Annotated in this window: 22 protein-coding genes, 2 tRNA genes and 1 pseudogene; 9 read left to right on the forward strand and 16 right to left on the reverse strand. The window is 55.9% G+C overall.

The window, feature by feature from the left end; genetic code table 11:
- Nucleotides 1–40: 40 nt before the first annotated feature.
- The 3 genes from RZS32_RS02140 to trpB all read right to left on the reverse strand — a co-directional run bounded on the left by RZS32_RS02140 (nucleotide 41) and on the right by trpB (nucleotide 3,289).
- Nucleotides 41–1,189, reverse strand: a complete 1,149-nt coding sequence (locus RZS32_RS02140) for a slipin family protein (protein ID WP_317055392.1) — start codon at nucleotides 1,187–1,189, stop codon at nucleotides 41–43.
- Between the two features lie 417 nt (nucleotides 1,190–1,606).
- Nucleotides 1,607–1,678: transfer RNA gene (locus tag RZS32_RS02145), tRNA-Thr, on the reverse strand.
- A 381-nt stretch (nucleotides 1,679–2,059) separates the two neighbouring features.
- A complete protein-coding gene (gene trpB, locus RZS32_RS02150; protein WP_317055393.1) occupies nucleotides 2,060–3,289 on the reverse strand; it encodes a tryptophan synthase subunit beta in 1,230 nt (409 codons plus the stop codon).
- Nucleotides 3,290–3,366: 77 nt separating this feature from the next.
- Between trpB and RZS32_RS02155 the strand changes: the two genes are divergently transcribed.
- Nucleotides 3,367–3,978, forward strand: coding sequence for a DUF4453 domain-containing protein (locus RZS32_RS02155; RefSeq protein ID WP_339106781.1), 612 nt, complete (start codon nucleotides 3,367–3,369; stop codon nucleotides 3,976–3,978).
- On the opposite strand, the gene RZS32_RS02160 is transcribed toward RZS32_RS02155, so the two are convergent.
- From RZS32_RS02160 to cmk, 8 genes are all read right to left on the reverse strand, one after another.
- Nucleotides 3,975–4,424, reverse strand: a complete 450-nt coding sequence (locus RZS32_RS02160) for a GNAT family N-acetyltransferase (RefSeq protein WP_317055395.1) — start codon at nucleotides 4,422–4,424, stop codon at nucleotides 3,975–3,977. The two genes, RZS32_RS02155 and RZS32_RS02160, sit on opposite strands and share 4 nt — an antisense overlap.
- Entirely contained in the window at nucleotides 4,421–5,065 is a 645-nt protein-coding gene (locus RZS32_RS02165; protein WP_317055396.1) for a phosphoribosylanthranilate isomerase, read from the reverse strand. Before RZS32_RS02165 ends, RZS32_RS02160 begins: the two co-directional genes overlap by 4 nt.
- Before the next feature lie 9 nt (nucleotides 5,066–5,074).
- On the reverse strand, nucleotides 5,075–5,425 hold the full coding sequence (locus RZS32_RS02170) for a DUF1049 domain-containing protein (RefSeq protein ID WP_317055397.1): 351 nt from the start codon (nucleotides 5,423–5,425) through the stop codon (nucleotides 5,075–5,077).
- On the reverse strand, nucleotides 5,425–5,709 hold the full coding sequence (gene ihfB / locus RZS32_RS02175) for an integration host factor subunit beta (protein WP_317055398.1): 285 nt from the start codon (nucleotides 5,707–5,709) through the stop codon (nucleotides 5,425–5,427). The genes RZS32_RS02170 and ihfB overlap by 1 nt, the downstream gene beginning before the upstream one ends.
- 17 nt (nucleotides 5,710–5,726) lie before the next feature.
- Nucleotides 5,727–6,002, reverse strand: coding sequence for a hypothetical protein (locus tag RZS32_RS02180; RefSeq protein WP_317055399.1), 276 nt, complete (start codon nucleotides 6,000–6,002; stop codon nucleotides 5,727–5,729).
- Nucleotides 6,003–6,070: 68 nt separating this feature from the next.
- The gene (gene rpsA / locus RZS32_RS02185) at nucleotides 6,071–7,756 is read right to left on the reverse strand and encodes a 30S ribosomal protein S1 (RefSeq protein ID WP_317055400.1); all 1,686 of its coding nucleotides are present in this window, start codon (nucleotides 7,754–7,756) and stop codon (nucleotides 6,071–6,073) included.
- Between the two features lie 299 nt (nucleotides 7,757–8,055).
- Entirely contained in the window at nucleotides 8,056–8,361 is a 306-nt protein-coding gene (locus tag RZS32_RS02190; RefSeq protein WP_317055401.1) for a hypothetical protein, read from the reverse strand.
- Nucleotides 8,361–8,972 (reverse strand): (d)CMP kinase, encoded by a 612-nt coding sequence (gene cmk / locus RZS32_RS02195; protein ID WP_317055402.1) that lies wholly within the window; start codon nucleotides 8,970–8,972, stop codon nucleotides 8,361–8,363. The genes RZS32_RS02190 and cmk overlap by 1 nt, the downstream gene beginning before the upstream one ends.
- Before the next feature lie 475 nt (nucleotides 8,973–9,447).
- On the opposite strand from cmk, the gene RZS32_RS02200 reads away from it, so the two are divergent.
- The 4 genes from RZS32_RS02200 to RZS32_RS02215 all read left to right on the forward strand — a co-directional run bounded on the left by RZS32_RS02200 (nucleotide 9,448) and on the right by RZS32_RS02215 (nucleotide 11,725).
- A complete protein-coding gene (locus RZS32_RS02200) occupies nucleotides 9,448–9,648 on the forward strand; it encodes a hypothetical protein (protein WP_339106782.1) in 201 nt (66 codons plus the stop codon).
- Nucleotides 9,649–9,907: 259 nt separating this feature from the next.
- On the forward strand, nucleotides 9,908–10,261 hold the full coding sequence (locus RZS32_RS02205; RefSeq protein WP_317055404.1) for a hypothetical protein: 354 nt from the start codon (nucleotides 9,908–9,910) through the stop codon (nucleotides 10,259–10,261).
- Nucleotides 10,262–10,415: 154 nt separating this feature from the next.
- On the forward strand, nucleotides 10,416–10,775 hold the full coding sequence (locus tag RZS32_RS02210; RefSeq protein WP_317055405.1) for an SLOG family protein: 360 nt from the start codon (nucleotides 10,416–10,418) through the stop codon (nucleotides 10,773–10,775).
- A gap of 617 nt (nucleotides 10,776–11,392) precedes the next feature.
- The gene (locus RZS32_RS02215) at nucleotides 11,393–11,725 is read left to right on the forward strand and encodes a hypothetical protein (protein WP_339106783.1); all 333 of its coding nucleotides are present in this window, start codon (nucleotides 11,393–11,395) and stop codon (nucleotides 11,723–11,725) included.
- Here RZS32_RS02215 and RZS32_RS02220 read toward each other — a convergent pair.
- Nucleotides 11,722–15,498: an OmpA family protein gene (locus RZS32_RS02220; protein WP_317055407.1), complete on the reverse strand. Its 3,777-nt coding sequence runs from the start codon at nucleotides 15,496–15,498 to the stop codon at nucleotides 11,722–11,724. The genes RZS32_RS02215 and RZS32_RS02220 overlap by 4 nt on opposite strands.
- A 549-nt stretch (nucleotides 15,499–16,047) precedes the next feature.
- Here RZS32_RS02220 and RZS32_RS02225 point away from each other — a divergent pair.
- Genes RZS32_RS02225 through RZS32_RS02240 form a run of 4 tightly spaced genes read left to right on the forward strand, consistent with a single transcriptional unit; the run spans nucleotide 16,048 to nucleotide 21,385 of the window.
- Complete coding sequence (locus tag RZS32_RS02225; RefSeq protein WP_317055408.1) at nucleotides 16,048–17,694, forward strand: gamma-glutamyltransferase family protein; 1,647 nt, start codon at nucleotides 16,048–16,050, stop codon at nucleotides 17,692–17,694.
- A complete protein-coding gene (locus RZS32_RS02230) occupies nucleotides 17,691–18,863 on the forward strand; it encodes a GNAT family N-acetyltransferase (RefSeq protein WP_317055409.1) in 1,173 nt (390 codons plus the stop codon). Before RZS32_RS02225 ends, RZS32_RS02230 begins: the two co-directional genes overlap by 4 nt.
- On the forward strand, nucleotides 18,860–19,657 hold the full coding sequence (locus RZS32_RS02235) for a thioesterase domain-containing protein (protein ID WP_317055410.1): 798 nt from the start codon (nucleotides 18,860–18,862) through the stop codon (nucleotides 19,655–19,657). Before RZS32_RS02230 ends, RZS32_RS02235 begins: the two co-directional genes overlap by 4 nt.
- 45 nt (nucleotides 19,658–19,702) lie before the next feature.
- Nucleotides 19,703–21,385 (forward strand): AMP-binding protein, encoded by a 1,683-nt coding sequence (locus tag RZS32_RS02240; RefSeq protein ID WP_317055411.1) that lies wholly within the window; start codon nucleotides 19,703–19,705, stop codon nucleotides 21,383–21,385.
- Nucleotides 21,386–22,027: 642 nt separating this feature from the next.
- Here the strand turns inward: RZS32_RS02240 and RZS32_RS02245 are convergent.
- The 4 genes and pseudogenes from RZS32_RS02245 to RZS32_RS02255 form a co-directional block, all read right to left on the reverse strand.
- Nucleotides 22,028–23,011: an aminomethyltransferase family protein gene (locus tag RZS32_RS02245; protein ID WP_317055412.1), complete on the reverse strand. Its 984-nt coding sequence runs from the start codon at nucleotides 23,009–23,011 to the stop codon at nucleotides 22,028–22,030.
- 104 nt (nucleotides 23,012–23,115) lie between these two features.
- Nucleotides 23,116–23,508: a phage integrase central domain-containing protein gene (locus RZS32_RS02250; RefSeq protein WP_317057835.1), complete on the reverse strand. Its 393-nt coding sequence runs from the start codon at nucleotides 23,506–23,508 to the stop codon at nucleotides 23,116–23,118.
- Nucleotides 23,492–23,632 (reverse strand): annotated as a pseudogene (locus RZS32_RS18960) (Arm DNA-binding domain-containing protein); the annotation flags it as partial. The pseudogene RZS32_RS18960 and the gene RZS32_RS02250, both read right to left, overlap by 17 nt.
- Nucleotides 23,633–23,785: 153 nt before the next feature.
- Nucleotides 23,786–23,859, reverse strand: a tRNA-Gly gene (locus tag RZS32_RS02255).
- Between the last annotated feature and the right edge of the window lie 50 nt (nucleotides 23,860–23,909).

The raw sequence follows: 23,909 nt of genomic DNA on the forward strand, positions 1-23,909 counted from the left end.
AGAAGCCAGGCCCGGGGTTTCCCCCGGGCCGGGCCTTGGCTTAGTCGCGCAGACGCACGAGATCGGTCATCAGACCTTCGGTTCCGTTGTGGACCGTCAGCCGTTCAACCTTGCCCGCGATGGTTTCCAGCGCCTCAAGTTCTTTGAGCCGCAGCATCACAGGGTTTTCGGCCATCACTTTGGCGGTGTTCAAAAGCGAGCGCGTTGCGTTCGTTTCTTCCCGACGCCGGATGACGTTGGCCTCTGCTTCCTTCTCAGCCGCAACCACGGCTGTCAGGATCTCGCGCATCTCACCGGGCAGGATCACGTCTTTCAGCGCGATCTCACCCACCTCGATCCCGATACGGGCCATTTCGGCACGCACCGTTTTCGCGGCCTCGGCGTCGACCGTCACTTTTTCGGCCAGAAGCCGGTCAAGTGTCAGCGCACCAAGGGTTTTCCGAAACGCCAGTTGCAGCGCACGGTGCAGGGCTTCCTCAAAATCCTTGACCGCACCAACCGCACGTTCAGGGTCCGTCACGCGGTAATCCGCAGTCAGGTTCACCCGGATCGTAACCCGGTCCTTGGTCAGGATCTCCTGACCAGTGACCTCATGGGTCCGTGTCCGCAGATCGACCTGCTTGACCGCCACGTGCCGGCCCACTTTCCAGAAGGCGTGCGTGCCGGGCGCGAGCCGGCCCATCAGCACACCATCTACGGTGAGCATGCCCACATGCCCCTCGGCCACCTCGGTGGCGTTGAAGGCCGTGGTCAGACCCGTGCGCGTCAGACGTCGCGCAAGTGCCGTGGGCAGGTCCAGCGTGTCGGTCAGCGCGTGGCGCTCAACCGTCCAGGGGCCAGCCACCGTCCACAGAACCAGCCGCGTGTCCGGCAGGAGCACCTCGTAAGGCACGCCTTCGCGCAGGATCACGGCCACTTCGCCTTCACCGGCACGCACCTCAGTCAGATGTGCTTCGGCCAGATCGGCACGTTCCCGAAACAGCACACGCGTGTAGGGCGAGGTGAAACGGAGACGCTCGATATTGTGGACCTCGCGCACGGTATCGCGCGCCTTCAGGCGATGCTCGCCCGGTCCAAGAATGGCAGTGATCCGGCCTTTGGTCAGCACGAGCATCCGCTCGGTTTCCATTAGCGTGACACGTTCGTGACCGGTCAGCCGGTCCAGTGTTCGGGTCAGTACATGAGTCATCTTTCGTCTCCTTTTCGTCTCGTCCTATCGTCGTCGCAAAGCGATAACTCCTTTTGATTTTCAATATGTTGGACCGGAATGGTCACAGGTGTTTATGCCTGCATCTCAGCAAGCGGAATGAGAGGCCCGAGGCCGCCCCGCGCCATGATCCCGCGCGGGAGTTGGGCGAGCGGGCGCATGGTGCGACCAGCGCGTAGGCCGGGGTTAGCCCCGACTTACGGGAAGGTGCACGATGCCACCATCATCCCCGCTCCGGCACAAAACCAGAGCAGCGGCGATCCTTCAGTATCCCCTCGTCCGAAGACAAAGAGATCCCTCCGGGCCACCTCTGCTGAGGCAACCCCGGACCAAATTTGGAGCCGTTGTTCTACGGCGTGAGGGGAGTCGAACCCCAAGATCTCTCGATCTTTTCCCAGGTGCAAATGGCAGGATTCGAACCTGCTACCCATCGATTACAATTCGATTGCTCTACCCAAAGAGCTACATTCGAAATTGGCGTGAAAGGCCAACCCCTGATCGTGCGTCGCGGCCCTGGCATACGGGGTTCGGCAAAGCCGCCCGCACCGGGTGAGGATCAAAACCTCAGCCCGCTAGGGTCCGATCCGTGTGATCGGGAGGCAGGTGATAGCGCCAACACAGTGAGTCGCCATATGGGTTCATTTACCCGCCCAAAACAGTCGTGATCTTTGCGCAACAATATTGCGAGGTTGGGTAATATTTGGAAAGACTGAATGAATGAAGCTTGTTTGGGAGCTGCATTCTCCGCGCCTTCACGCAACAAATTTTGGCCGCAGTCCCGGCCTTTGCGCCGGGACCTCTTGGCGCGTATGAACGAAGAGGTCCCGGATCACGTCCGGGACTGCGCCTCCCCTACTCCCGTTCGTCCATCTCAAAGCCCAGATGCCGCGCGACGGTGAAGATGTCTTTGTCGCCGCGCCCGCACATGTTCATGCAGATGATGTGATCGGCGGGCAGATCGGGCGCGATCTTCATCACATGGGCCAGCGCATGGCAGGGTTCCAATGCGGGGATGATGCCTTCGGTCTCGCAGGAGAACTTGAACGCCTCCAGCGCCTCTTTGTCGGTGATCGAGACATATTCGGCACGGCCAATGTCGTGCAGCCAGCTGTGCTCGGGGCCGATACCGGGGTAATCGAGTCCGGCCGAAATCGAGTAGCCTTCCAAAATCTGGCCATCGTCATCCTGCAAGAGATAAGTGCGGTTACCATGCAGCACACCGGGGCGACCACCGGTCAGAGAGGCGCAATGTTCCATCTTCTGGTTCACGCCTTTGCCACCAGCCTCGACGCCGATGATCTGCACGTCTTTGTCGTCGAGAAACGGGTAGAAAAGCCCCATGGCGTTCGACCCACCGCCGATGGCCGCAATGATCGTGTCCGGCAGACGGCCCTCGGCCTCCTGCATCTGGGCCTTGGCCTCTTTGCCGATGATCTGCTGAAAATCACGCACCATCGCGGGGTATGGGTGCGGCCCTGCGACCGTGCCAATGCAGTAAAACGTGTCGCGCACATTGGTGACCCAGTCACGCAGCGCGTCGTTCATGGCGTCCTTCAAAGTGCCACGACCAGAGGTCACAGGGATCACCTCGGCCCCCAAAAGGCGCATGCGGAAGACGTTGGGCTTTTGGCGCTCCACATCATGCGCGCCCATATAGACGATGCATTTCAGCCCAAACTTGGCGCAGACCGTAGCGGTGGCCACGCCATGCTGCCCGGCGCCGGTTTCGGCAATGATCCGGGTTTTGCCCATACGGCGCGCCAGCAAAATCTGACCCAGAACATTGTTGATCTTATGCGCACCAGTGTGGTTGAGTTCATCGCGCTTGAGATAAATCTTGGCCCCACCCAGCCGCTCGGTCATGCCTTCGGCAAAGTAAAGCGGGCTGGGACGGCCCACGTAGTGTTTCCACAGATGATCCATCTCGTCCCAGAAGGACTGATCCGTCTTGGCAAACTCATACTGTTTTTCCAGCTCAAGGATGAGTGGCATCAGTGTTTCTGAAACAAACCGCCCGCCAAACTGGCCAAAGCGACCTTTCTCGTCCGGTCCGGTCATGAAAGAATTGAACAGATCATTCATCGCGCGTGTCCCTTGTCTCACCCGCAACTGAATATGGGACGGTTTGGGGATTTTCCAGCGAAAAGGCACCCGTGACTTTGCAGTTATCCCTTGGCGCAGGGCCAAGGGCGCGGCAGAATGAGGTCATGCGCATTGTCCTGCTTCTCCTCGCTTTTGTTGCCAGCAGTGCTTCTGCCAATGAGGCCTGTGAGGATGTCTGGTTTACTCGAAATCTGATCTTTGACCGGGCAGGGTACTGTTTTGGCTCGACCCTGGGCCAGGCAGTTTTCGACAACAGCAATTGCATCGGAACGTCAGTGAGCATTCCGCCGGATCAAAAGCGCATCGTTGATGAGATCCGCGCGCTTGAGGCGCAGCATGGCTGCCAGGTCGACACCGGGAGGACAGGCCTTCGCCTGATTGACGCTGCGATCCGGCGGCAGTTGCGCGATTTGCCTATCCGGGATGAGTTTGAATCAGGGTGTCTTGGCTGGCTGGGACCGGTCGTTCCGTTACATGCGGGTCATGACAACAGCTCGGCGGTGATCGGGCGGGTCGAGCCGGGCGATTACATCCTCTATTCGCATCTCGGCCGAGGCGGATGGAGCTATGTCACCACGCACACCGCCAATTGGACCTCTCTGAAAAGTGGCGGCTGGATGCGACAGACCGGCGTGTCGGACGCGTCTTGCGCACAGTGGGCAGGTTAGCCGAGCGCCAGTTTGAAGCCGGTATGTGACGCAACAAAGCCCATACGTTCATAAAAGCGGTGGGTGTTGGTGCGGGTGGTATTCATCGTCAGTTGTACGAGGCTGCATTCGGCAGCACGCGCGCGAGCGATCATGTCCCTCACCATCTCTTCGCCAATCCCCTGCCCGCGCAAGTCGCTGGCCACACGGACGCTTTCGATCTGGGCGCGGCGTGCGGCGCGTAGAGACAAGCCACTGATGAAGGTGATCTGGTAGGTGGCGATGACGCGAGCGTTCGGGCCTTCTCCAACGATGAGGTGGTTGTTGCCTTCGTCCTGCATCCTGGCAAATGCCGCCTGGTAGTGATCCAGATCGGCGCCCTCGCGCGCTTGCCCCAGCATGTCGTCCTGCAGCAAGGCCAACACCGCGGGAACGTCAGCCTCTGTCGCTTTGCGAAAGGTGATCATGCGAGTGCGGCTTTGACGAAGGCGCGCATCTTTGCGTGATCTTTCACACCCGGCGCACTTTCCAAAGCCGAAGACAAATCAAGCTGGTTCGCGCCCGTGCGCTGGATGGCCTCGGCGACGTTGTCGACGGTCAACCCACCGGCGAGCATCCACGGCACGCTCCACCGCCGCCCGGCGATCAAGTTCCAATCAAACGCCACTGCATTGCCACCGGGCCGGGTCGCATCTTTGGGCGGTTTCGTGTCCAGGAGAATCTGATCCGCCACCTCACTATAGGTGTCAATCGCAGCCAGGTCGGTTTCATCCGCCACACCCACGGCCTTCATCACAGGCAATCCGTAGCGTTTTTTCACTTCGAGCACGCGGTCGGGGCTTTCATGGCCGTGAAGCTGCAACATGTCCAGCGGCACCTGATCGGTCAGAGAGTCGAGGGTTGCGTTGTCGGCGTTGACCACAAGGGCGACTTTGGCAAGTCCAATCGGTGCAGACAGCGCCATATCACGTGCATGGGGCAACGACACATAGCGTGGTGATTTTGGGAAAAACACAAAGCCCACATAGGCCGCACCGGCCTCAGCGGCCACGGCAACGTCTTCGGGCCGGGTCAACCCGCACAGCTTAACTTTGATGTCCTTTGGCATGGCCGGGGATTAGCTGGCCTGATCGAGCAGCGCAAGCACCTCGTCTTTGCCCTCGTGTTTTTCGCCTTTGAGACGTGCGACTTCGGCACGCAGGCTTGCCATCTCGCGGGCCTGACGCGCGGCCGCCGCCCGTTCCCCGGCTTCGCGGATCCATTCCCAGATAAAGCCAACAATAAGCCCCGCCAGAATGCCGCCGAAGATAACGACAAAGAGTGGCACCTGATAGGTCGGGTTCAACGCGGCCAGCCCGGCCAGTTCATTGGGAAGAACTTGAAGTTCAACCATCTGGCGATTGGCCAAAGCGATCAAAACCAGCGCCAGCCCAAAGGTGGCGATGGACGCATACCGAATGTAACGCATTACGCTTTCCCGTTCAGCCGTTCGCGCAGCAGCTTGCCGGCCTTAAAGAAGGGGACGTGTTTTTCCTCGACCGGGACGGATTCGCCAGTGCGGGGATTGCGGCCTGTGCGGGCATCGCGCTTTTTCACCGAGAAGGCACCGAAACCGCGAAGCTCAACCCGATTGCCATTGGCCATGGCGCTGGTGATTTCATTGAAGACGGTGTTTACGATCCGCTCGACATCGCGTTGATAAAGATGTGGGTTTTCGTCTGCGATCTTTTGAATAAGTTCGGATCGGATCATCGGGTCCCCCAATTATGTCAGTCACAGCAGCAGCGCAGAACATCGCTGGTGAAAGTATAGATTGAAAATGGCTTCGCTGGAAATGGAAAGCCGAGTGCTTTGACGCGTTTAAGCGGCAGTTTTTTCGCAATCACGCAAAAAATTGCCCCCATTTGCGCGAAAACTGAGACGTGGCGGGTTGTCGCACCCCTGTTTTGCAGCGCAGCAAAGCCATTGATTCGGATGAGAAATGCTAAGTTTTGGGGTGCGTGGGTTGATAAATTGCGTTCCGAGCCGCCTGTTTTGTGCAGCATAAACATTTGTCGAAAACAAAAAGGCCCCACCGAATGGCGGGGCCTTGCTGTGTTTTAAAACTGCCGGTTTACTTTTCTTCGTCGCCCTTCAGAGCAGCGCCGAGAATGTCGCCCAGCGACGCGCCTGAGTCCGAGCTGCCATACTGCTGTACGGCTTCTTTTTCTTCGGCGATTTCGCGCGCTTTGATCGACAGCCCCAGACGGCGGGTCTTGCTGTCAACATTTGTGACACGCACGTCGACCTTGTCGCCAACCGAGAACCGATCAGGGCGTTGTTCGGCACGGTCACGCGAAAGGTCGGAGCGGCGGATGAAGGATTTCATGCCCTCATATTCCACTTCAACGCCACCATCTTCGATGGCTGTCACCTCTACGGTCACGATCGAGCCACGTTTTACGCCACCCACGGCATCAGCGAATTTGTCACCGCCCAGCGCTTTGATCGAGAGAGAGATGCGTTCTTTCTCGACATCCACTTCCGAGACAACCGCCTGAACGATATCGCCCTTCTTGTAGCTCTGGATGGCCTCTTCGCCGCGCTCGTCCCAGCTTAGATCGCTGAGGTGAACCATGCCGTCGATGTCGCCTTCGAGGCCGATGAACAGACCGAATTCGGTGATGTTCTTGACTTCGCCTTCGACCTCTTTGCCCTCAGGATGTGTTTCTGCAAACACTTCCCATGGGTTGCGCATGGTCTGTTTGAGGCCCAGAGACACGCGGCGCTTGGTGCCGTCGATTTCCAGAACCATGACTTCGACTTCCTGAGAGGTCGACACGATCTTGCCAGGATGCACGTTCTTCTTGGTCCATGACATCTCAGAGACGTGCACAAGACCCTCGACGCCCGGCTCCAGCTCAACAAAGGCACCGTAATCGGTGATGTTGGTCACGCGACCCGTATGGGTGCTTTCCAGCGGATATTTCGCAGCGACAAGATCCCATGGATCATCTTGCAGCTGTTTCATGCCCAAGGAGATGCGGTGCGTTTCCTTGTTGATCTTGATGACCTGCACATTGACGGTCTCGCCAATGTTGAGGATCTCGCTCGGATGGTTCACCCGACGCCACGCCATGTCGGTGACGTGCAACAGACCGTCAACTCCGCCCAGATCCACGAAGGCACCGTATTCGGTGATGTTCTTGACCACACCCTCTACGGCCTGACCCTCGGTCAGGTTGCCAATGACTTCGGCGCGCTGTTCGGCACGGCTTTCTTCAAGGATTGCGCGGCGTGAGACAACAATGTTGCCACGACGGCGATCCATTTTGAGAACCTGGAATGGCTGCTTGAGGCCCATAAGCGGGCCGGCGTCGCGCACGGGGCGCACATCAACCTGAGAGCCCGGCAAGAACGCAACAGCGCCGCCAAGGTCCACGGTAAAGCCACCTTTGACACGGCCAAAGATCGCGCCTTCTACACGTTCTTCATCGGCATAGGCTTTTTCAAGACGATCCCAGGCTTCCTCGCGGCGAGCCATCTCACGGCTGATAACCGCCTCACCACGCGCATTCTCAGCCGCGCGCAGGAACACCTCTACCTCATCGCCAACCGCGATTTCAGGGGCTTCTCCGGGATTTGCGAATTCTTTGAGATCAACGCGGCCTTCCATTTTGTAGCCGACGTCGATGATGGCTTGTCCCGCTTCAACTGCGATGACCTTGCCTTTGACAACTGTGCCCTCTTCGGGCGTGTCCATTTCGAGACTTTCGTTCAGAAGGGCCTCGAACTCCTCCATAGATGCATTTTGAGCCATGTGGCGTTTCAATCCTAACGTTTTCAGTGTTTCTGGCCGTGCGGTTGTCTCCGCCGGTCTGGGTTGGCTGCCCTGCCCTTTTGATACTTGAGGGCAAAGCGGTTTCATTGGTCAGACGGGCCGCGTTTCGCAAAACAAAGAGGGCCGGAGAACCCGACCCTGCTCGATCTCATATGCTTCGCGGCGGTTTCCGCCTTGTCGACGGGGGCGCTATAGCCCGGTCGCGCAAGTTAATCAAGGGCCATCGCGCAGTTTCATCGGCGCCTCATTGCCGGGTGAACCGTGGACTGGCCCGGTGCTCAATCGCGCAGTGTGAGCCGTAAGTACTCGTTCGGCGTTTCGACAGTCACTCTGGACAGCGACCACGCGCTGTGTGGGTTTTCGACGTCGACATCTATCTGGCCACCTTTACTCAAATCAACAACCAGGACAGGGCTGGAACACCAATCGACCTGTGCCTGCAAAACATGCTCTTGGGCCGTGACATCGATGGTGACAGATTGATTGCGCTTGAGCTTTGCGACGTCAACACCATCCACCAAAATCCGGTATGCCCGCCAACGGTCGACCCAGCCACTGGCACGGTGGAAGACAATGCTGGCCACTATAATGCTTGTTTGCGGACCACTTCCGCACAGGCAGCAGCGACAGCCTCTTCAATACTCATACGCGTGGTGTCGAGCATCACCGCATCTTCCGCAGATTTGAGCGGCGCTGTGGCGCGGGCACTGTCGCGGGCGTCACGGGTTTGCAGATCGCAAAGCACGGTTTCAAAATCCGTCTCATGGCCCTTGCCCAAGAGTTCATCCAAACGGCGCTTTGCCCGAACCTCGTCACTGGCCGTGACAAAGAGCTTCACCTCAGCGTCTGGGCAGATGACGGTCCCGATGTCACGCCCATCGAGAACAGCCCCACCGTTGCGGCGGGCAAAGGCGCGTTGAAAATCGACGAGGGCGGCGCGCACCTCTGGAATGGCTGCCACACGGCTGGCGGCCTGGGCGACGTCTGGCGTGCGCAGGCCATCCGCCTGCAGGTCCTCGGGTGTCAGCAATCTTGCGGCTTCCATTGGGTCGGTACCGTCCAGTGTACGACGTCCGGTGGCGCGGTAGAGCAGACCAGTGTCGAGGTGAGCAAATCCAAACTTGTCTGCCACAGCCCGTGAAATCGTGCCCTTTCCCGCGGCGGCGGGGCCATCAATGGCAACCGTGAAAGCCATGCGTTGTGATCCTTTCGTACCGTCTTACAACCGGTCGCCATCATGCAATGGCATCGCCTGCAGATGAAACAATTTGTTTCCAACATTCAGACCCGCGATATATGGCGAATTTGCCTTAGTTGTTAAGCCCCCTATTGGATGCTTTTGCGAAACAGTTGATCCGTAATTCATGGGGTGGAGGTATTTCCAACCATTGATTGTCCCGGCTTGGAAAACGGCGTGGCAAATCTCTTCCATATGCTCTTAACAATCTGGTAACTGTTTTGCCCAGATGATGGCGGAGCGTCCGCATTTTGGCCCAAGTCCTGGTCGAAACCATGCTGGACCAATCATGTAACCGTACCTGAGTGATCCGTTAAATGAACTGTTCGACCCCGCAATCCAACCTTGATGTTCTTCTAGCCCCAGTGCCGCGCCCATCGCGCTGTCGCGCAATGACGCACATGTCACGCTGGTGGGACAAAGGCATGCTGTCGTGCTTGCCCTTTATGGAACTGACCATGTCTTTGGGCTTGATGACCGCCCTATGTGTGTGGATGGCGTTGAACTGATCCGCTGGCGTTTGGTCTGGCGTGGAGCGGGTAGCGGGATTCTAATGTCTTTATATAACAATTATTTAATTAAGTTATTAACTTTTGACCAACAAATGACCAACAACACGCAAGTTGTAAGTTAACGAGGTTAGTTACCAACTAAATCCTCGGTAGTTTGAATCTGGCTGACACCTATCGGCACACGCATTCATCTAACCTGACCGTAGCGGATCGGTATCCACTGTGCGGTTTTGCTGGCAGATTCGTGACGTCGAGCATTTCGAAACCCGACGTGAGCGAGCTGATATCCTGTTTTTTGTATACTCCTATAACGTGGTTTCCGTCAGATGGCTCTGGGATCGCAAAGGTTAACTCCGCAACGTCTTCCCGATCATCGGTCGTTTGTCCTTCGACGAATACAATGCCGTCTCGCGCACCCTCGGCTCACTGCTCTTTGACGACGAAACAGAGTCCATGCATGCAGTGGATGACGTCTCCTATCGCTTCGCCCAGTTGATGTTCCTGCCGACGGCTTCCAAGAACCAAACGCTGGAGCAGTTCCACAACAAGGGCACGATCCTCAACCCGAAGAAGCTTCTGAAACAGTGGTCCAAGAAGCATGGCCTGGATTGGCGCAACCATGCGCACCTCCCGTTCAACCCTGATCGCGGCAACAAGGCCCCCACCGCGCCGGGGACAACGGTCGAGGACCCTTTCGAGAAGGAAGGGATTATCGGAGCGTTCTGTCGTGCCTAACCGGGTGGCAGAAGGTGGGGGATCACGCAGTTCGTCGGGTTGTCGGCGGTCAGGCTATACGATCTCGGTTCTACCAACGAGACCTGAAATGCGACGACGAATGGATTCCGGTGTCCCCTGAGATAGAGGACCCGGAGATCGACGAACTTCTAGGATGAAGGTTCTCGTCACAGGCGGACGAGAGTTCGACCAGTGGGCGCTCGTCTATCCAATCCTCGACCACTTCCTTGAAGTCGCCGATCTTCTCGGTGAACCGTTGGTGATTGTCGAAGGGGGTGCGACCGGCGCTGACTTCCTGGCTCGCGTTTGGGCGATCTGGCGCGGCGTCGATTTCAAAGAGATGAAAGCAGACTGGGACGCGCACGGGAATTCCGCCGGGGCGATCCGTAATCGAAAAATGCTCCAGCGACACACGCCCGACCTCGTTGTCGCTTTTACCGGCGACCGGGGGACTCGGGATATGGTCGGCGTGGCGAGATATGCCGGATTTCACGTTGTGCGCGTTAAAGCGTGATCGGTTTTCACATTCAGTGCGAGAACCGGTTTTCACATCAGGGTAGAAAACGGCTGTCTAGCAGGGATTCACGGGAAAATTGGGATTTCAGGCTCGTGGCACAGTAAATGGCACACCTGATGTGTGCCGGATTTTATGTAACAGGGTCAATGCCTTACGAGGTTCCGGCACACTTGGCACAGAAGAAGCTCCTATAGAGGGCCTGCTAGAGGAGGTTTGTAAGATTCATATCGGGTTTTATCGTCGTCATTCCGGGTAAACCGATTTTATTTTCTTCGGGTTAGTATTTCTAGTGTGCCATGTGTGCCAAATACCTTCAAAATACTGATTAATAAAGATAAATCCTGGCACACTACCCCGCCATTTCTAGTGTGCCAGTAGTGTGCCATGCGTGTCACCCCTAATTTGAGTTGTCAAATAATAGGCAACAATAGCTGACCTATACTGGTTTTCCAGAATCGGCGAAGATCGGGCTCCGCGCCCCCGCGACAACCCGGAATCCGCAGGAAGGACCCCAAGCCAGATGTGAAAACCCTCTGTTGGAGAATTTAGTTTCTAGTTCAATATGGGCGGATTCCGGACCTTCTCTGCGGTCGCGAACTAATCGGGCTGCTGGAGTGGAAGCTGACATTAAGTTCGCGTGGATTTCGAGATCAGCTCTGCATCGCCGCATGACGGCTTTGAGCCCAATCTTTCCAGATGTTGCACCAACCTTAAATTGCTGCGAAGAGTTCAAAGTTGACATTGCTGGCGGACAGGACAGCACTAAAAAGATCTTAAAGAGCCATTCTTCGTTGCGCGGCAGCTTCCGCAAAGCAGGCGCTTCGGCAATTCCAGGATTGCTGGTTAGTCTGCTGCGTGCCACCCCGTGTTATCCTAAAAGCAATTTGCAAATAGAGCACTCTTGGAAAAGCTGGCCTTTTCTTCGACCGGTGATCCTGCCACCTTAGAAGTCAAGGTTGTACCCGAACCTGGCTGCAATGCTTCCACTTGTGCCAAGCCCTGCATTTCCACTCAGCACGCCTCTGCCGACTGCCCGCTCTACGCCCATGGTCAGCGATCCTGTCGCAAAATCATCGCCAATTTCAGCGTCAAGTTCGACTGAATAGCTCAAACGATTGTTTTCGTTGACGCTTTCGGCTCCGATAGACCCGCCGAAACCGCACGCACCGTCCAGGCCGCCAAGCGACTCGTAACAGGAAATGCGAGGGGTCAGCCAAACGTTGACAGTGCCATCCTCGATCAAACGTTCTGTTCTAAGTTCAGCAAATGCGCGGCCCCCGGAAATGGCAGCCAGATCCAAGTCACCTGCTTCTGACAAGGCTCCGGATTGAGCGAGAACATCGACGTCAGAGCTTGGTGCGAAGACATAGTCGAAACCGGCACGTGGCGTGACCGTGGTCCGGCCGAGATCCCATTCGCCGGACAGGGCCGCACCAGCAAACCCTGCAACATATCTGTAGTCGCCAGATGCGGAAATGACGCCAATCGGGCGCTGGAAATCAAGGTCAAACTCATGACGGCCGGTTGCCGCACCAAGGTAGTAATCCACAAACAGGTTATTTTGGATCCGGTTGGCTCCGTAAATCCCGGCATTCACACCGAGGCCATCAATGTCGCCTGTGGCCCGGCTCGAGACATCGGTTTGCGATGCGTAAAGGCCAATAAAATACCCGAACACGCTTTGCGTGCCACGGTATTGCTCACGGCGATAAGAGAGGTTGACCGAGTACTGGGTCTGCCCTTCGTCCGTGTCGGTATAATTGAGCGACCCCTCAAAGATTTCGCGACGATCCGCAAGACAGTTGTGTTGGTCGTTCACGAACTGTCCATCTGCTGTAAAGAACCCGTCACTGCCATCCGCGTTAAAGCTGCGAACCAAGTTTGTGTCGTCGTTACAGGGGGCGATGTAGGCCTCTGCGTCCTCAAGCGCTCTGAACTCAACCCGGCGATTTTGTTCTCTGCCCACAGCCGTTGCGTTGGTCGCAATGGGCTGCGCTTCGCCATAGCCGCGCGCTACAAAACCTGCCGTGTCTATGCCGCGCTCTGTCAGGGCACGCAGCACAGCGGTCACGCGACGCTGGCTCAGATCCTGATTATACTCTGCCGAGGCATTGCTGTCGGTATGCCCTGCCAGTTCAAAGGCGCTTCCCGAACAGCTGCGCAGGATCGTTGCGATCTCATCCAGCAACTGACTGCTTTGTGGTTTGATGATCGCTTTGTCGGTATCAAATAGGATTTTTTCCTGGGCCAGGCGCGAATTCACACCCGCCAGACAAGCATCCCGCGCGCGGCGCTGCAAGCGGTCCACGGCGTCGCCGGAAAACCGGCTCATTTGACGGGATTGCGTCGCCAGCGTATTGGCCAGGTCTTCTTCCAGGATATCTTTGAGATCTTCTTCGATTTCGTCGATAAGGCCACCCGTTCCAACCAGAACAGTTACAACTGCGGTGTCACAGTTGGTCGGGTTGCCGACCTCGCAAATCTCATATGTCAGGGCATAAATCCCGGCTGTCGTTCCAGCCAGAACCGTCACAACACCCGTGCCGGGATCAAGTGTGATCCCACCGGCAGGTGGCGTGACATTCAGGCCCAGCGCCGTGGTGCCATCCTGCGCTGTGCCAGTGGTATTGATTGTCACGTCAGTGCCAATGGCAGGGTTCGCAACGCCGCCCAGCGTGTCATTGGTGACAACGTTGGGAATTGTGCCGCCCGTTGTCTCGTCAATGGTTGGCGGTGTGTCATCGTTGGCGATGATTTCCGTCTGGTCGACCACAATCGTTACTTCTGCGGTGTCACAGTTGATCGGGTTGCCGACCTCACAGATCTCGTAGGTATAGACAAATGTCCCGGGTGTCGTGCCGGGAGCTACGGTCACTTCACCATTAGCCGGGTTCAGAGTGATGCCGCCCGTGGCAGGGGTGACATCCAGACCAAGTGCGGTTGTGCCGTCCTGCGCGGTGCCCGCTTCATTCACGGTCACATCCGTGCCGATTGTCGGGTTGGCCACACCGCCGAGCGTGTCATTGGCCACGACATTCGGAATGGTGGCCCCAACGCCGCCCTGCGCAGCAGGTGGCGTATCATCATTGGCCACGATGGATGTCGGATCGACCAGAATTGTCACTTCGGCTGTGTCACAGTTGGTCGGATTGCCAACCTCGCAAATCTCGTAAGTGTAGACATAGTTGCCGGGTGTGGTGCCCGGAGCAACGGTTACAACACCATTGGCCGGGTTCAGAGTGATGCCGCCCGCGGCAGGGGTGACATCCAGACCAAGTGCGGTTGTGCCGTCCTGCGCGGTGCCGGTTTCATTCACGGTCACATCCGTGCCGATTGTCGGGTTGGCCACACCGCCGAGCGTGTCATTGGCCACGACATTCGGGATGCTGGCCCCTGTGGTGCCATCGACATCGACAGGACCATCGTCATTGGCCACAATCGAGGTTGCATCAACCACAATGGTCACTTCCGCCGTGTCACAGTTAGTTGGGTTGCCAACTTCGCAAATCTCGTAGGTGTAGACATAGGTGCCGGGCGTCGTGCCGGGGTCTACTGTCACTTCACCATTGGCTGGATTGAGCGTGATGCCCCCCGCAGCAGGGATGACATCAAGACCAAGCGCTGTCGTGCCATCTTGGGCCGTGCCGGCCTCATTGACGGTGACGTCTGTGCCGATGGCCGGGTTCAGCACGCCACCAAGCGTGTCATTGGTGACGACGTTGGGAATAGTGGCGCCTGCCGATCCGTCTACCGACGCCGGAGTGTCATCATTGGCGACAATCGCTGTGGCGAGAACTTCAATGGTGACTGTCGCCGTGTCACAGTTGGTTGGGTTCCCGACCTCACAGATCTCGTAAGTGTATACGTATGTTCCGGGCGTTGTGCCGGGGTCCACGGTGATTTCACCATTGGCAGGATTCAGGGTGATGCCACCCGCAGCAGGGGTAACATCAAGACCAAGTACAGTCGTGCCATCCTGTGCCGTGCCTGTCTCATTGACAGTGACATCCGTGCCGATGGTCGGGTTCAGCACGCCACCAAGCGTGTCATTGGCGACCACGTTCGGTATGGTCGCACCTGTCGTGCTGTCTACATCAGCAGGGGTATCATCAATGGCGTCGATAGCCCGTGAAAGTTCTGAAAAATCGTCAATTCCGTGAAAGTCGGTGGCTGTTGCGGTGCTGCCAGCAGCTTGGTTGTAATCATAGGCTATTCCAAGCGATGAAACTGTGCCCGCATTGTTGACAACACCGATGAAAGTGGAAGTTGCCTGACCTTGTGTGATAGTTGTTATCAACGTTCCATCTATCGCCCGGATATCAACAGAACCCGTCGCACTTGCGGCGATGGCGTTGCCGTCGCTCATTGTGAAAAGGGGTGTGCCGTTGGCCGAGATTGTAATCACATCCTCAAAATCGCCCACACCACCATGGTCAAACACATCGATGATGTTGAACGACAAGCCAAATGATGGCGACGCATCCGTGATTGAAACCGTTCCGTCAGTTATTCCTGAGGGAGGGTCGACGCGTGTCCCGCTTCCGCTGACAACGAATGCGGCTCCTGCCGTTAGGCTCAGAGGGTAACTGGACGAAACCGAAACTCCATTTGCATAAGTTGTCCCTGCCCCATTTGTCGGATCCGGGGCAGCGGTCACATCGCCAAGTGCGTTAAAGCCGGCTTGATCATTGATGTAGACGTCCAAACTTCCGACTGACACTGTCTGAGCCTTGACTGTGGACGGCAGCACGACAGAGATGAGAATTAAAAAAACGAGGGTAGTAACCCACCTTGTTAACCAGAAGTACGATTTCATGACGTTACACACACGACCGTAATGACAACCTAACACAATACTGCTTCCCCGTTTTTAGTCTTACTCGCTAGTCAACTGCCGCTTTTCTTTGCACGGCTTTTGTCGCAAACGACTATTTCCCAAAATCAAAACTCAAAAAGGGGAAAAATTTCTGAACGTGCCTTTTTTTCGACATAATGTTTCGAAGTTACAAAAAAGACACAGGTTAATTGCCGTTTTAGTATAGTCCGACAAAACACAACTCTTTTTGCGGGTTTTCAGCGCGAAACCGCGCGTCGGTTTTTGGGAATTTTTTGTGCGCGCTGCCGCAAAAAGGCTGCCCTTTATGCCGAATTTGTGATGTCCCATGCGGTGCTTGAGATATGCCTTTTGAACTCTATCGTTGAAACGGATTCACCAAAAGAATAGAGCTTTTGGGCAAAACGTTTTCACGAGAAAGAGGCCGAGTAATCTTTGCCAGTTGAGCACCACAGCATCGGCGCAGGCTCTTGTCCGGCAGCTGTATCCGCCGGGCACCCAATCGCAGCGGACATCGCTTGGAAAGTTCTGTGTCAGGGCGGAAATATGGTGGATGCCGGAGTTGCCGCTGTTTTGGCTTTGACGGTTGTTCATTCTGAACAAGTGCAATTGGGTGGCATTCTGCCTGCTTTGGTGAAGCCTGCCGATTCCGGGTATGTTTTTGCGATCGAAGGCGTTGGTCGCTGGCCCAAGGCAACGGCCCCCGAAGTGTTGCACCGCGATCATCGTGGCCGCATCCCGCGTGGCATCCTGAGGACTGTGACACCAGCATTGCCAGACGCGTGTTTTACAGCACTGGACCGGTTTGGCACGATGCCATTTGGGGATCTTGCCAAACCAGCTCAAGCGCTTGCATCGGATGGATTTGAGGCGCATGAGGATCTGGTCGCGGCCACCGCGACATATGAACGGCATTACCGAACCTACCCGGAAAACACCTCGATCTGGTTGCCAAATGACCGACCGGTGCAACCAGCCGAGAGATTTCGACAACCCAAACTTGGCGCAACATTGCAGCGTTTGATCGACGCCGAAGAACGAGGCGGTGCGCAAGCCGCACGGACTTTGTTCTACGAAGGTAGCTTGGCGCAAGAAATGTTGGCACATGTGCATATAGAAGGTGGTTGGCTGTCTGCGGATGATATGGCAGGCCACACAACGCCCATTGTCTCGGCGGTGTCGGGTAAGGCTTTTGGGGCTACGATTTATACACCTGACACATGGTGCCAGGGTCCAACCTTGATCCAATGTCTGCAAATTGCAGAGGCTTTGGGCATTCAGGATCAAGCGCCCGAAGACTGGTGGCACTTGATCCTTGAAACGATCAAGCTTGGGTTTGCGGATCGGGACAAATATTTTGGCGATCCCTATTTTGTTGACGTCCCACTGGAGCGACTTTTGTCCGAGACCCACGCGAAAGAGCTTGCAAACACCGTCGGCCCTACGGCGCGGTCGCGTGGAGACGATATTCGTACTGGTGCGCCACCACTGGATACGTCCGTTGTCAGCATTGTTGACTTTGACGGCGGGGTGTTTGTGGCAACCCCAAGCGATATGTCTCACGACTCGCCGGCCGTGCCGGGGCTAGGGTTCGTGATGTCCACGCGGGGAGGGCAAAGCCAGGTGTCGTCCGAGCACCCCGCGTGTCTTGCCCCCGGCAAACGTCCCCGCGCCAGTGCTAGCCCATTCCTTTTGATAGATGATGATGGCCGGACGGTTGCGGGCGGTGGTCCCGGCGCCGATCTGGCCATTCAGGCCAGTGTCGCAATACTGACGCAGCATCTGGGCCAGAACATACCCTTAGACCAAGCTCTTTCAGCGCCACGTGCCTATACGCTTGAACCACCTGGCTCTTCGGCTCCGCATTTGACATTTCCCGGCAAGGTCCGCGCCGAACCTGACCTGCCAAACGACATCTGCGACGGCCTTTCGAAGCGTGGGCACCTTGTGTCAAAGAGTGACTCCGGTCGTGCAGTGACCCCGTCCATTTGCGCGATTGAGCTCGACGCGCAAAATGGAGTTGTCCGAGCACATGGCGATCCACGCCGCTTGAGCGGTCAGAAAACTGGACCAAAACCATGATCGAGCTGGGCAATATCGGCCCCTACATTGCGTCGGCCGTGCCAAGCATAGATGCCCTGGACAAAATCCGGTGGCAGGCGTTCATTGGACCCGATCAACCTTATCTCGATCCGCGCCATCTTGGTATCTTGGAAAAAACCGGTCTGATCGGTGAAGCAGTCGGGATTATACCCTATTACGTGACCCTGACGGATCAAGCGGGCGTTTTGAAAGGGGCGGCCCCTGCATTTCTCAAAGACAATTCCAACGGTGAGCTTGGTATAGATTGGGGCCTGCCGTTGGCGCATGAACGCGCAGTGGGGCCGTATTACCCCAAGTTGGTTGTTGAAGTGCCATTGACACCGTGGCCAGGCCAACGGCTTTTGGTCGATCATGCGGAGGACTGCATTGCGATCAGGGAGTCGCTCTTGATCGCACTCAATCAACTGGCCCAAAAAACCGGCGTGCGCTCTGTTCAAATCGCCTATGGCACGCGTGAGGATCAAGTTGCGGCTCAAGCACAGGGATACGTCCCTGCTGATACGCTGACATTCACATGGCGAAGCCGCGCGGAGACAGACTTTGACGCGTTTCGGTCTTCTCTGACAAAAGGCGGTCGGTGGAGGCTGAAAACGGAATACGAAAAGCGCGTGGCCGAAGGGGTTGTGATACGGCGTGTCCAGGGATCCGAAATAACGCCTGATTTAATGTCAAAAATCCACGAACTGTACTGCGATGTCTTTGAGCAGCACGCGCATGCCGAATGGCTAAACCGCGCGTATTTCGATGCGTTGCTACAGACGATGCCCGATGCCATAGAATTCCTGGCCGCGTGGGAAGATGACGTCCCAATTGCCGGACTTCTTTGTTTTTGCGGGGAAAAAACAATTTCTGCACAGCATTGGGTCACAAAATCGGCCCGGATAGGCCTTTTATTCTCTCTGATGTATCATTCCTACAAAGAGGCAATAGAGAGAGGATATTCGGCCGTGGACTATGGAACGATTGGCGCGCACAAGGCGCTCCGGGCCGCGGCGCCCGAGCCTTTGTTTCATGCCTTCAAATTCGTGGATGACGCTTTTCAGAATTTGGCGACAACCGTTCTTGCCAAACGCCAAAAAGTGCACGAGGCCGCCTATCTCGATTTTGCGCGTCAGGTTCCCTACAAGGATAAAAGGCTACCGGAATGAATGCGCAAACAGGTCTTGAAGGTATGAAACTTTTGACGCTGCAGCCCAAGGCGACGGGTGTTCCATTTGTCTTCACGCCTGATCTTGGAGGCAATCTATTGTATTCCCGCGATCTGGTGCCGCGTCTGCCCTCCGGGTTGGCCCCCTATGGGCTAAGCCTGACTGAAAATGCGCTTGGCGCGCTGGACAGCCTTAAAATTGAATCCTTGGCCGCAGACTTCGCAGAGTATTTGCGCAACCGATGGCCAGATGGGGCGTTACACTTGGCGGGATTTTCCTTTGCGGGTGTTCTTGCTTTTGAAACAGCCCGAATGCTGACAAACAGAAACCGACCTGTGTCGCATATCTGGCTTTTTGACACACGTGTGCATCGCTTGCACATGCCAAGCGCGATCTTCAGATCCCCGGTGCTTGAGATGAAATGTCTTCTGGTTCATGCCGCAAAGAGCATATTTAAGCGCCCAAGCGATCCTGACACAATGCTGCGCAGTTACAGACTGCTTGAGATAGACCTCAAGCAACGCCCCAAAGCGTATTGGCCAACTATCCGCGCCCTTCACAAAGCGCTGGAAAACTATCGTCCTGATCCCTTCGACAAAACACCCGTCACTCTGTTTCGAACGAAAGAACCAAATCCGCTACTCGCCAGACCTCGTCACCTTGGGTGGGACAGACTCACGCCTGATAAATTGCGTGTTGTCGATGTCGATGCTGAGCATCTGACGATCATGCATACTGCAGCGAGCCTGGAGACAATCACCGACTGCTTGTCGCAGGCCGTCAACTCCGGGTAAGAGGCGGCTTATGAACAACACCTCCCGAAACAATGAGCTTATGTGATGTTGGCAGAAAAGATCGACCAGTGTTTGCAAGGTGACCGACAGATTGCCATTTTGCCAGACGGTCCCCTGTCAACCACCGAATTGCGCAAGCGCATGTCCGGGCTTGAACAAGCTATTTCTGCAAAATCAGCGACAAATGCGGTGGTCGCAATTTGCTGCAAGTCAGACAGGTTTGTCATTGCAGCACTGTCCTCCTGTCTACGGCTTGGACGTCCGGCTTTGATCTGCGATCCAAACGGCACGCTGGATGAAACTATCGCGCTGCTCAAACATAGCAGGGCGGCGGCATTTGTAACAGACGGCGATCCCAACTGGCTTGCGGATCATATGCCCGATTTGCTCGTTTTGGATGCTTCAGTTACCGGTGAAAACACACAGCATCCTGTGCCAACACACCCATCCTCAACGGCTTTGCTTGTGGCCACCTCGGGGACAACGGACCGGCCAAAGATTGTCGCTCTGAGCCACGACAACTTGAGGGCCCAGTTCTCTATTTTTCAAGACGTGTACGGTTTTGATGCCGAAACTCGTGCGCTCAATCTTCTGCCGCTTCACCATGTTGACGGTATCATCCGCGGCCCGTTGCTGGCACTCTGGTTTGGTGCGACATTGCTCCGGCCACGCCCCTTCTCGGCGCAGGCAAGTCAGGTCGTTCTTGATGATCTTGCCGCCCATGACGCGACGCACATGATCACTGTGCCTGCCATGTTGCGCATTATGCTCCGGGCGCATGACCCCGCACGGTTCAGCATGCCACACTCCATGCAGTACATCCTTTGCAGCGCGGATTACCTAGATGCAGATCTATGGCATGCTGCGGAAGGCGCATTCAACATTCCAGTGGTCAATGCCTATGGTTTGAGCGAGGTCGTGTGCGACGCGCTTATTGCGGGCCCTGATGACGCCACGCGCGTTGTGGGATCCATTGGTGTTGCCCGGGGGCTTACAGCCAGGGTTCTGCGCGAAGACGGACGAGACTGTGCGGTCGGCGAAATTGGCGAATTGACCATCGAAGGCGGCACCGTGATGCAGGGGTATCTCTATGATGCGCCAGCCACAGAAGCGGTTCTGAAAGAGGGTGTGTTCCGTACTGGAGATCTCGTTCATCTCGATCAGAACGGTGTCTTTGTGTTTGAAGGGCGCAAGAAAAATGTTGTCGTCGTCGGCGGTGTCACGATCCATCCCGAAGCCGTAACAGAGGTGCTCTCTGCCCTGCCGGGCGTGGCCGAGGCCTATGCCTTTGGCCACCGAACCGAGACCGGCGAAGAACTGTTGGCAGCGGTGTGCCCCTTGCCCGATGCGTCACTCGATCTGGACCGCGTTTATGCCGAGTGCAGGACCAGACTTTCACCCGAAAAACAACCTTCGCGCTTGATACTTCTTCCGGCTTTGCCGCGACGCGCATCAGGCAAGGTCGACAAGGCGGCAATCCTGGATGCCATGCCCAAAACCAAGGGCACGTCAGTTGAGCAGATCGCCGCAAACTGTTTTGGTGTGAATGTCGATGACATATCTGAGGACTCCTCGCCCTTTAACACCGCTGGATGGGATTCCCTTGCGCATATGAACTTCATCGAAATGCTCGAAGAAACCTTTGATTTCACGGTGTCGCCTGAGGATGTTGCAGGTCTGTTTTCAATTTCTGATGCGCTTGAGATCGTAAATCAGCGAAAAGGATAACTAGCGTCCATAAGCCATCTAATGATACAAATGCTCGGGGCTTTTCAGCCAGCGACAGATACCGGCTGTTCCACTGCACATTTCGTGCAATTTCTTTCGTTGGTAAAAACCGAATGACCATGTGTGACGTTTTTTAAAAAGTGAAGAACATAGAATATGATCAAGTTATCGAGATCGGGCGGATGGTTGATGTGGAGAGAGTAACTCATCTTGAGCAGTAGACCTGAGAATGGCCTCAATAAGTACGGTTTATCTGAAGCCGCCACTCGTTTTTACAGGGGCTGCGAAGGTCGGTTTCCTGCCATTGGTGCTTGTCGCTGCTGTCGCGAAGCGCACAAAGGCGACGCTCAAATCGAGAACGTCAACGCCCGCTCTGTCCCGCGGATCGCCGGTTCGCCCGACCCCTGATTTTGCGCTCGCAGCGAACAGCCGGTTTGACGGGCCGCGGCGCAGCGACGGAAGAGTGCAATGAATGTCTCTTATGGGCCGTCCATGGTTTAATGGACATTCCAAATCATGCCGACGCTGCGCCGGCCTCGATGGCGGCAACGAGCCCACTTTGCCCGATGCTGCGTCATGCTTGAATGGCGGGTTAGCGCATCTGTGTTCTGCCAAAGTCAATTGCAGTTATGCGAAGGGCGATCAGAGTTTCGCCCTTCGCCGGAATGTATCGGCTGTGTCAACTATGCGTCCGCGACTTTTCAGGATCATAGACGGGGTTTGAAGTGGATCATAGACGGGGTTTGAAGTGATTGTGGCCGTTGTTTCCAGACCGTCGCCCGACACCATGAGCGTGGCACCAACCGAAAGGCTAGGCTCTACATGCGCTAGCGCCAGCGATTTGTTCATCCGGTGCGAATAGCAGGGGCTGTTGATGGTGCCGACGTTCTGACCGTCCAACATCAAGGCTTCACCGCCTTCAACCATGTCTGGATGGTCGATGTCGAGGCAAACGTTGTTGACCTTCTCAGCACCTTTCGCCGCCATGACCGCCGATTTGCCGCGGAAATCACCCTTGGTGCTGCTAACCGTGAAGCCCAGACCAACCTCCCACGGGGTGTTGTCCTCAGTCATGTCGTAGCCGTAGAACAGCAGGCCCGCTTCGATGCGCACCTTGTCGAGCGCCGTGAAGGAACAGGGCATGACGCCTGCCTCGACCAGTTTGTCCCAGATGTCAGTGATTACCGAGCCATCGGCAAATACCTCGTAGCCGCGTTCGCCAGAGTATCCGGTGCGTGAAATCCGGCAAGAATGACCAAAAAGCACCGCAGGCGCATGCTCGAAATAGGCCAGAGTGCTCAGGTCGATATCCGTATGCGCGTTGAGAATAGCCAGCGACGCAGGGCCTTGCACCGACAAATCATGCAAGTCATCCGTAAACTCAACTTGGGCATCGTGCCCCTCCGCCGAAGCTTGCAAGAGCGCCATCGTGTCGCCCGAGCCGTGAACGATCATCCACTCTTCGCCACCGTTGTTCGACACGACAGCATCATCGGCGATCCCGCCTTGATCGGTGAGAACGCATAGATAGGCCGCCTTTCCCGGCGTGACCTTGGAAAGATCGCGTGTGGTCAGGTGATCGAGAACCGCCTGAGCGTCAGGACCGCGCACGAACACCTTTTTCAATGGCGACCGGCGTGGTGTTTCGGGCGTGGCGAGATAAGCGCACCCTTAAGGTCGCGAGTCGGATCACTCTCAGCGCGTGCAGTGGCAATGGCATATCGGAAAACTTACCCCATGAACACGCGAAGGCCTGAGGCCGTTTCATACTGCGCTTTTTCCTCTTCGCGTCGGAGAAGCGGGAGAAGATCAAGAGGCCGTAAATCTCGAATGCTGGAGTTACCTATTTCCCCGAATGTTCGTTCGGCGAAGCTCGTTTTCTTTTTGATCGTAAGTTGGGCTGCACCTTGTTTCGTGATTTTCTCCAAATACTCTAAAGCGACCTCACGCCAAGTATCTCTAGGTTGCTGTCGTAAATTGGTGTGTTTCTTTCGAAACTCTTGAGGATCTTCCCCATTGATCAACTGCACTTTCACTCGGTCGCGCACTGATCTGGCCATGCTGAGGGTGATCTTCGGGTACGGCCCAATAATAAAGATTTTTTTGCCTACCGTTGAAGCGATAGGCCAGTTTCCAGATTTTCGAACCTGCTGGGGTCACCTCTAGGAACAAACCCCCTCCATCAGATTTCCGGACCCTGCGTGCCGCAGGTTTCAATGCTCTCAGTTCTTTATCTGTTATTGGCAAGAAGACTAGTCCTTTACCTTAATTCAACCGCCTGACCAACAAATGACCAACAATGCGCCTGGACATAATGACCCATCGAGTCACGGTATATCATCAGTATTCTCATGTTTTTAAGGGCAATGACACATCATGACACAGAATGTCGCGTGAATGTGGAGCGGGTAGCGGGAATCGAACCCGCAATAACAGCTTGGGAAGCTGCTGTGATACCTTTTCACCATACCCGCGCGCTCGTGCTACAGTAGTGGGATGATCCCATGAGGGTCAATAAAGGGTT

Origin of the sequence: Roseovarius sp. W115 (assembly GCF_032842945.2) — a bacterium.
GTDB classification, from domain to species: domain Bacteria; phylum Pseudomonadota; class Alphaproteobacteria; order Rhodobacterales; family Rhodobacteraceae; genus Roseovarius; species Roseovarius rhodophyticola.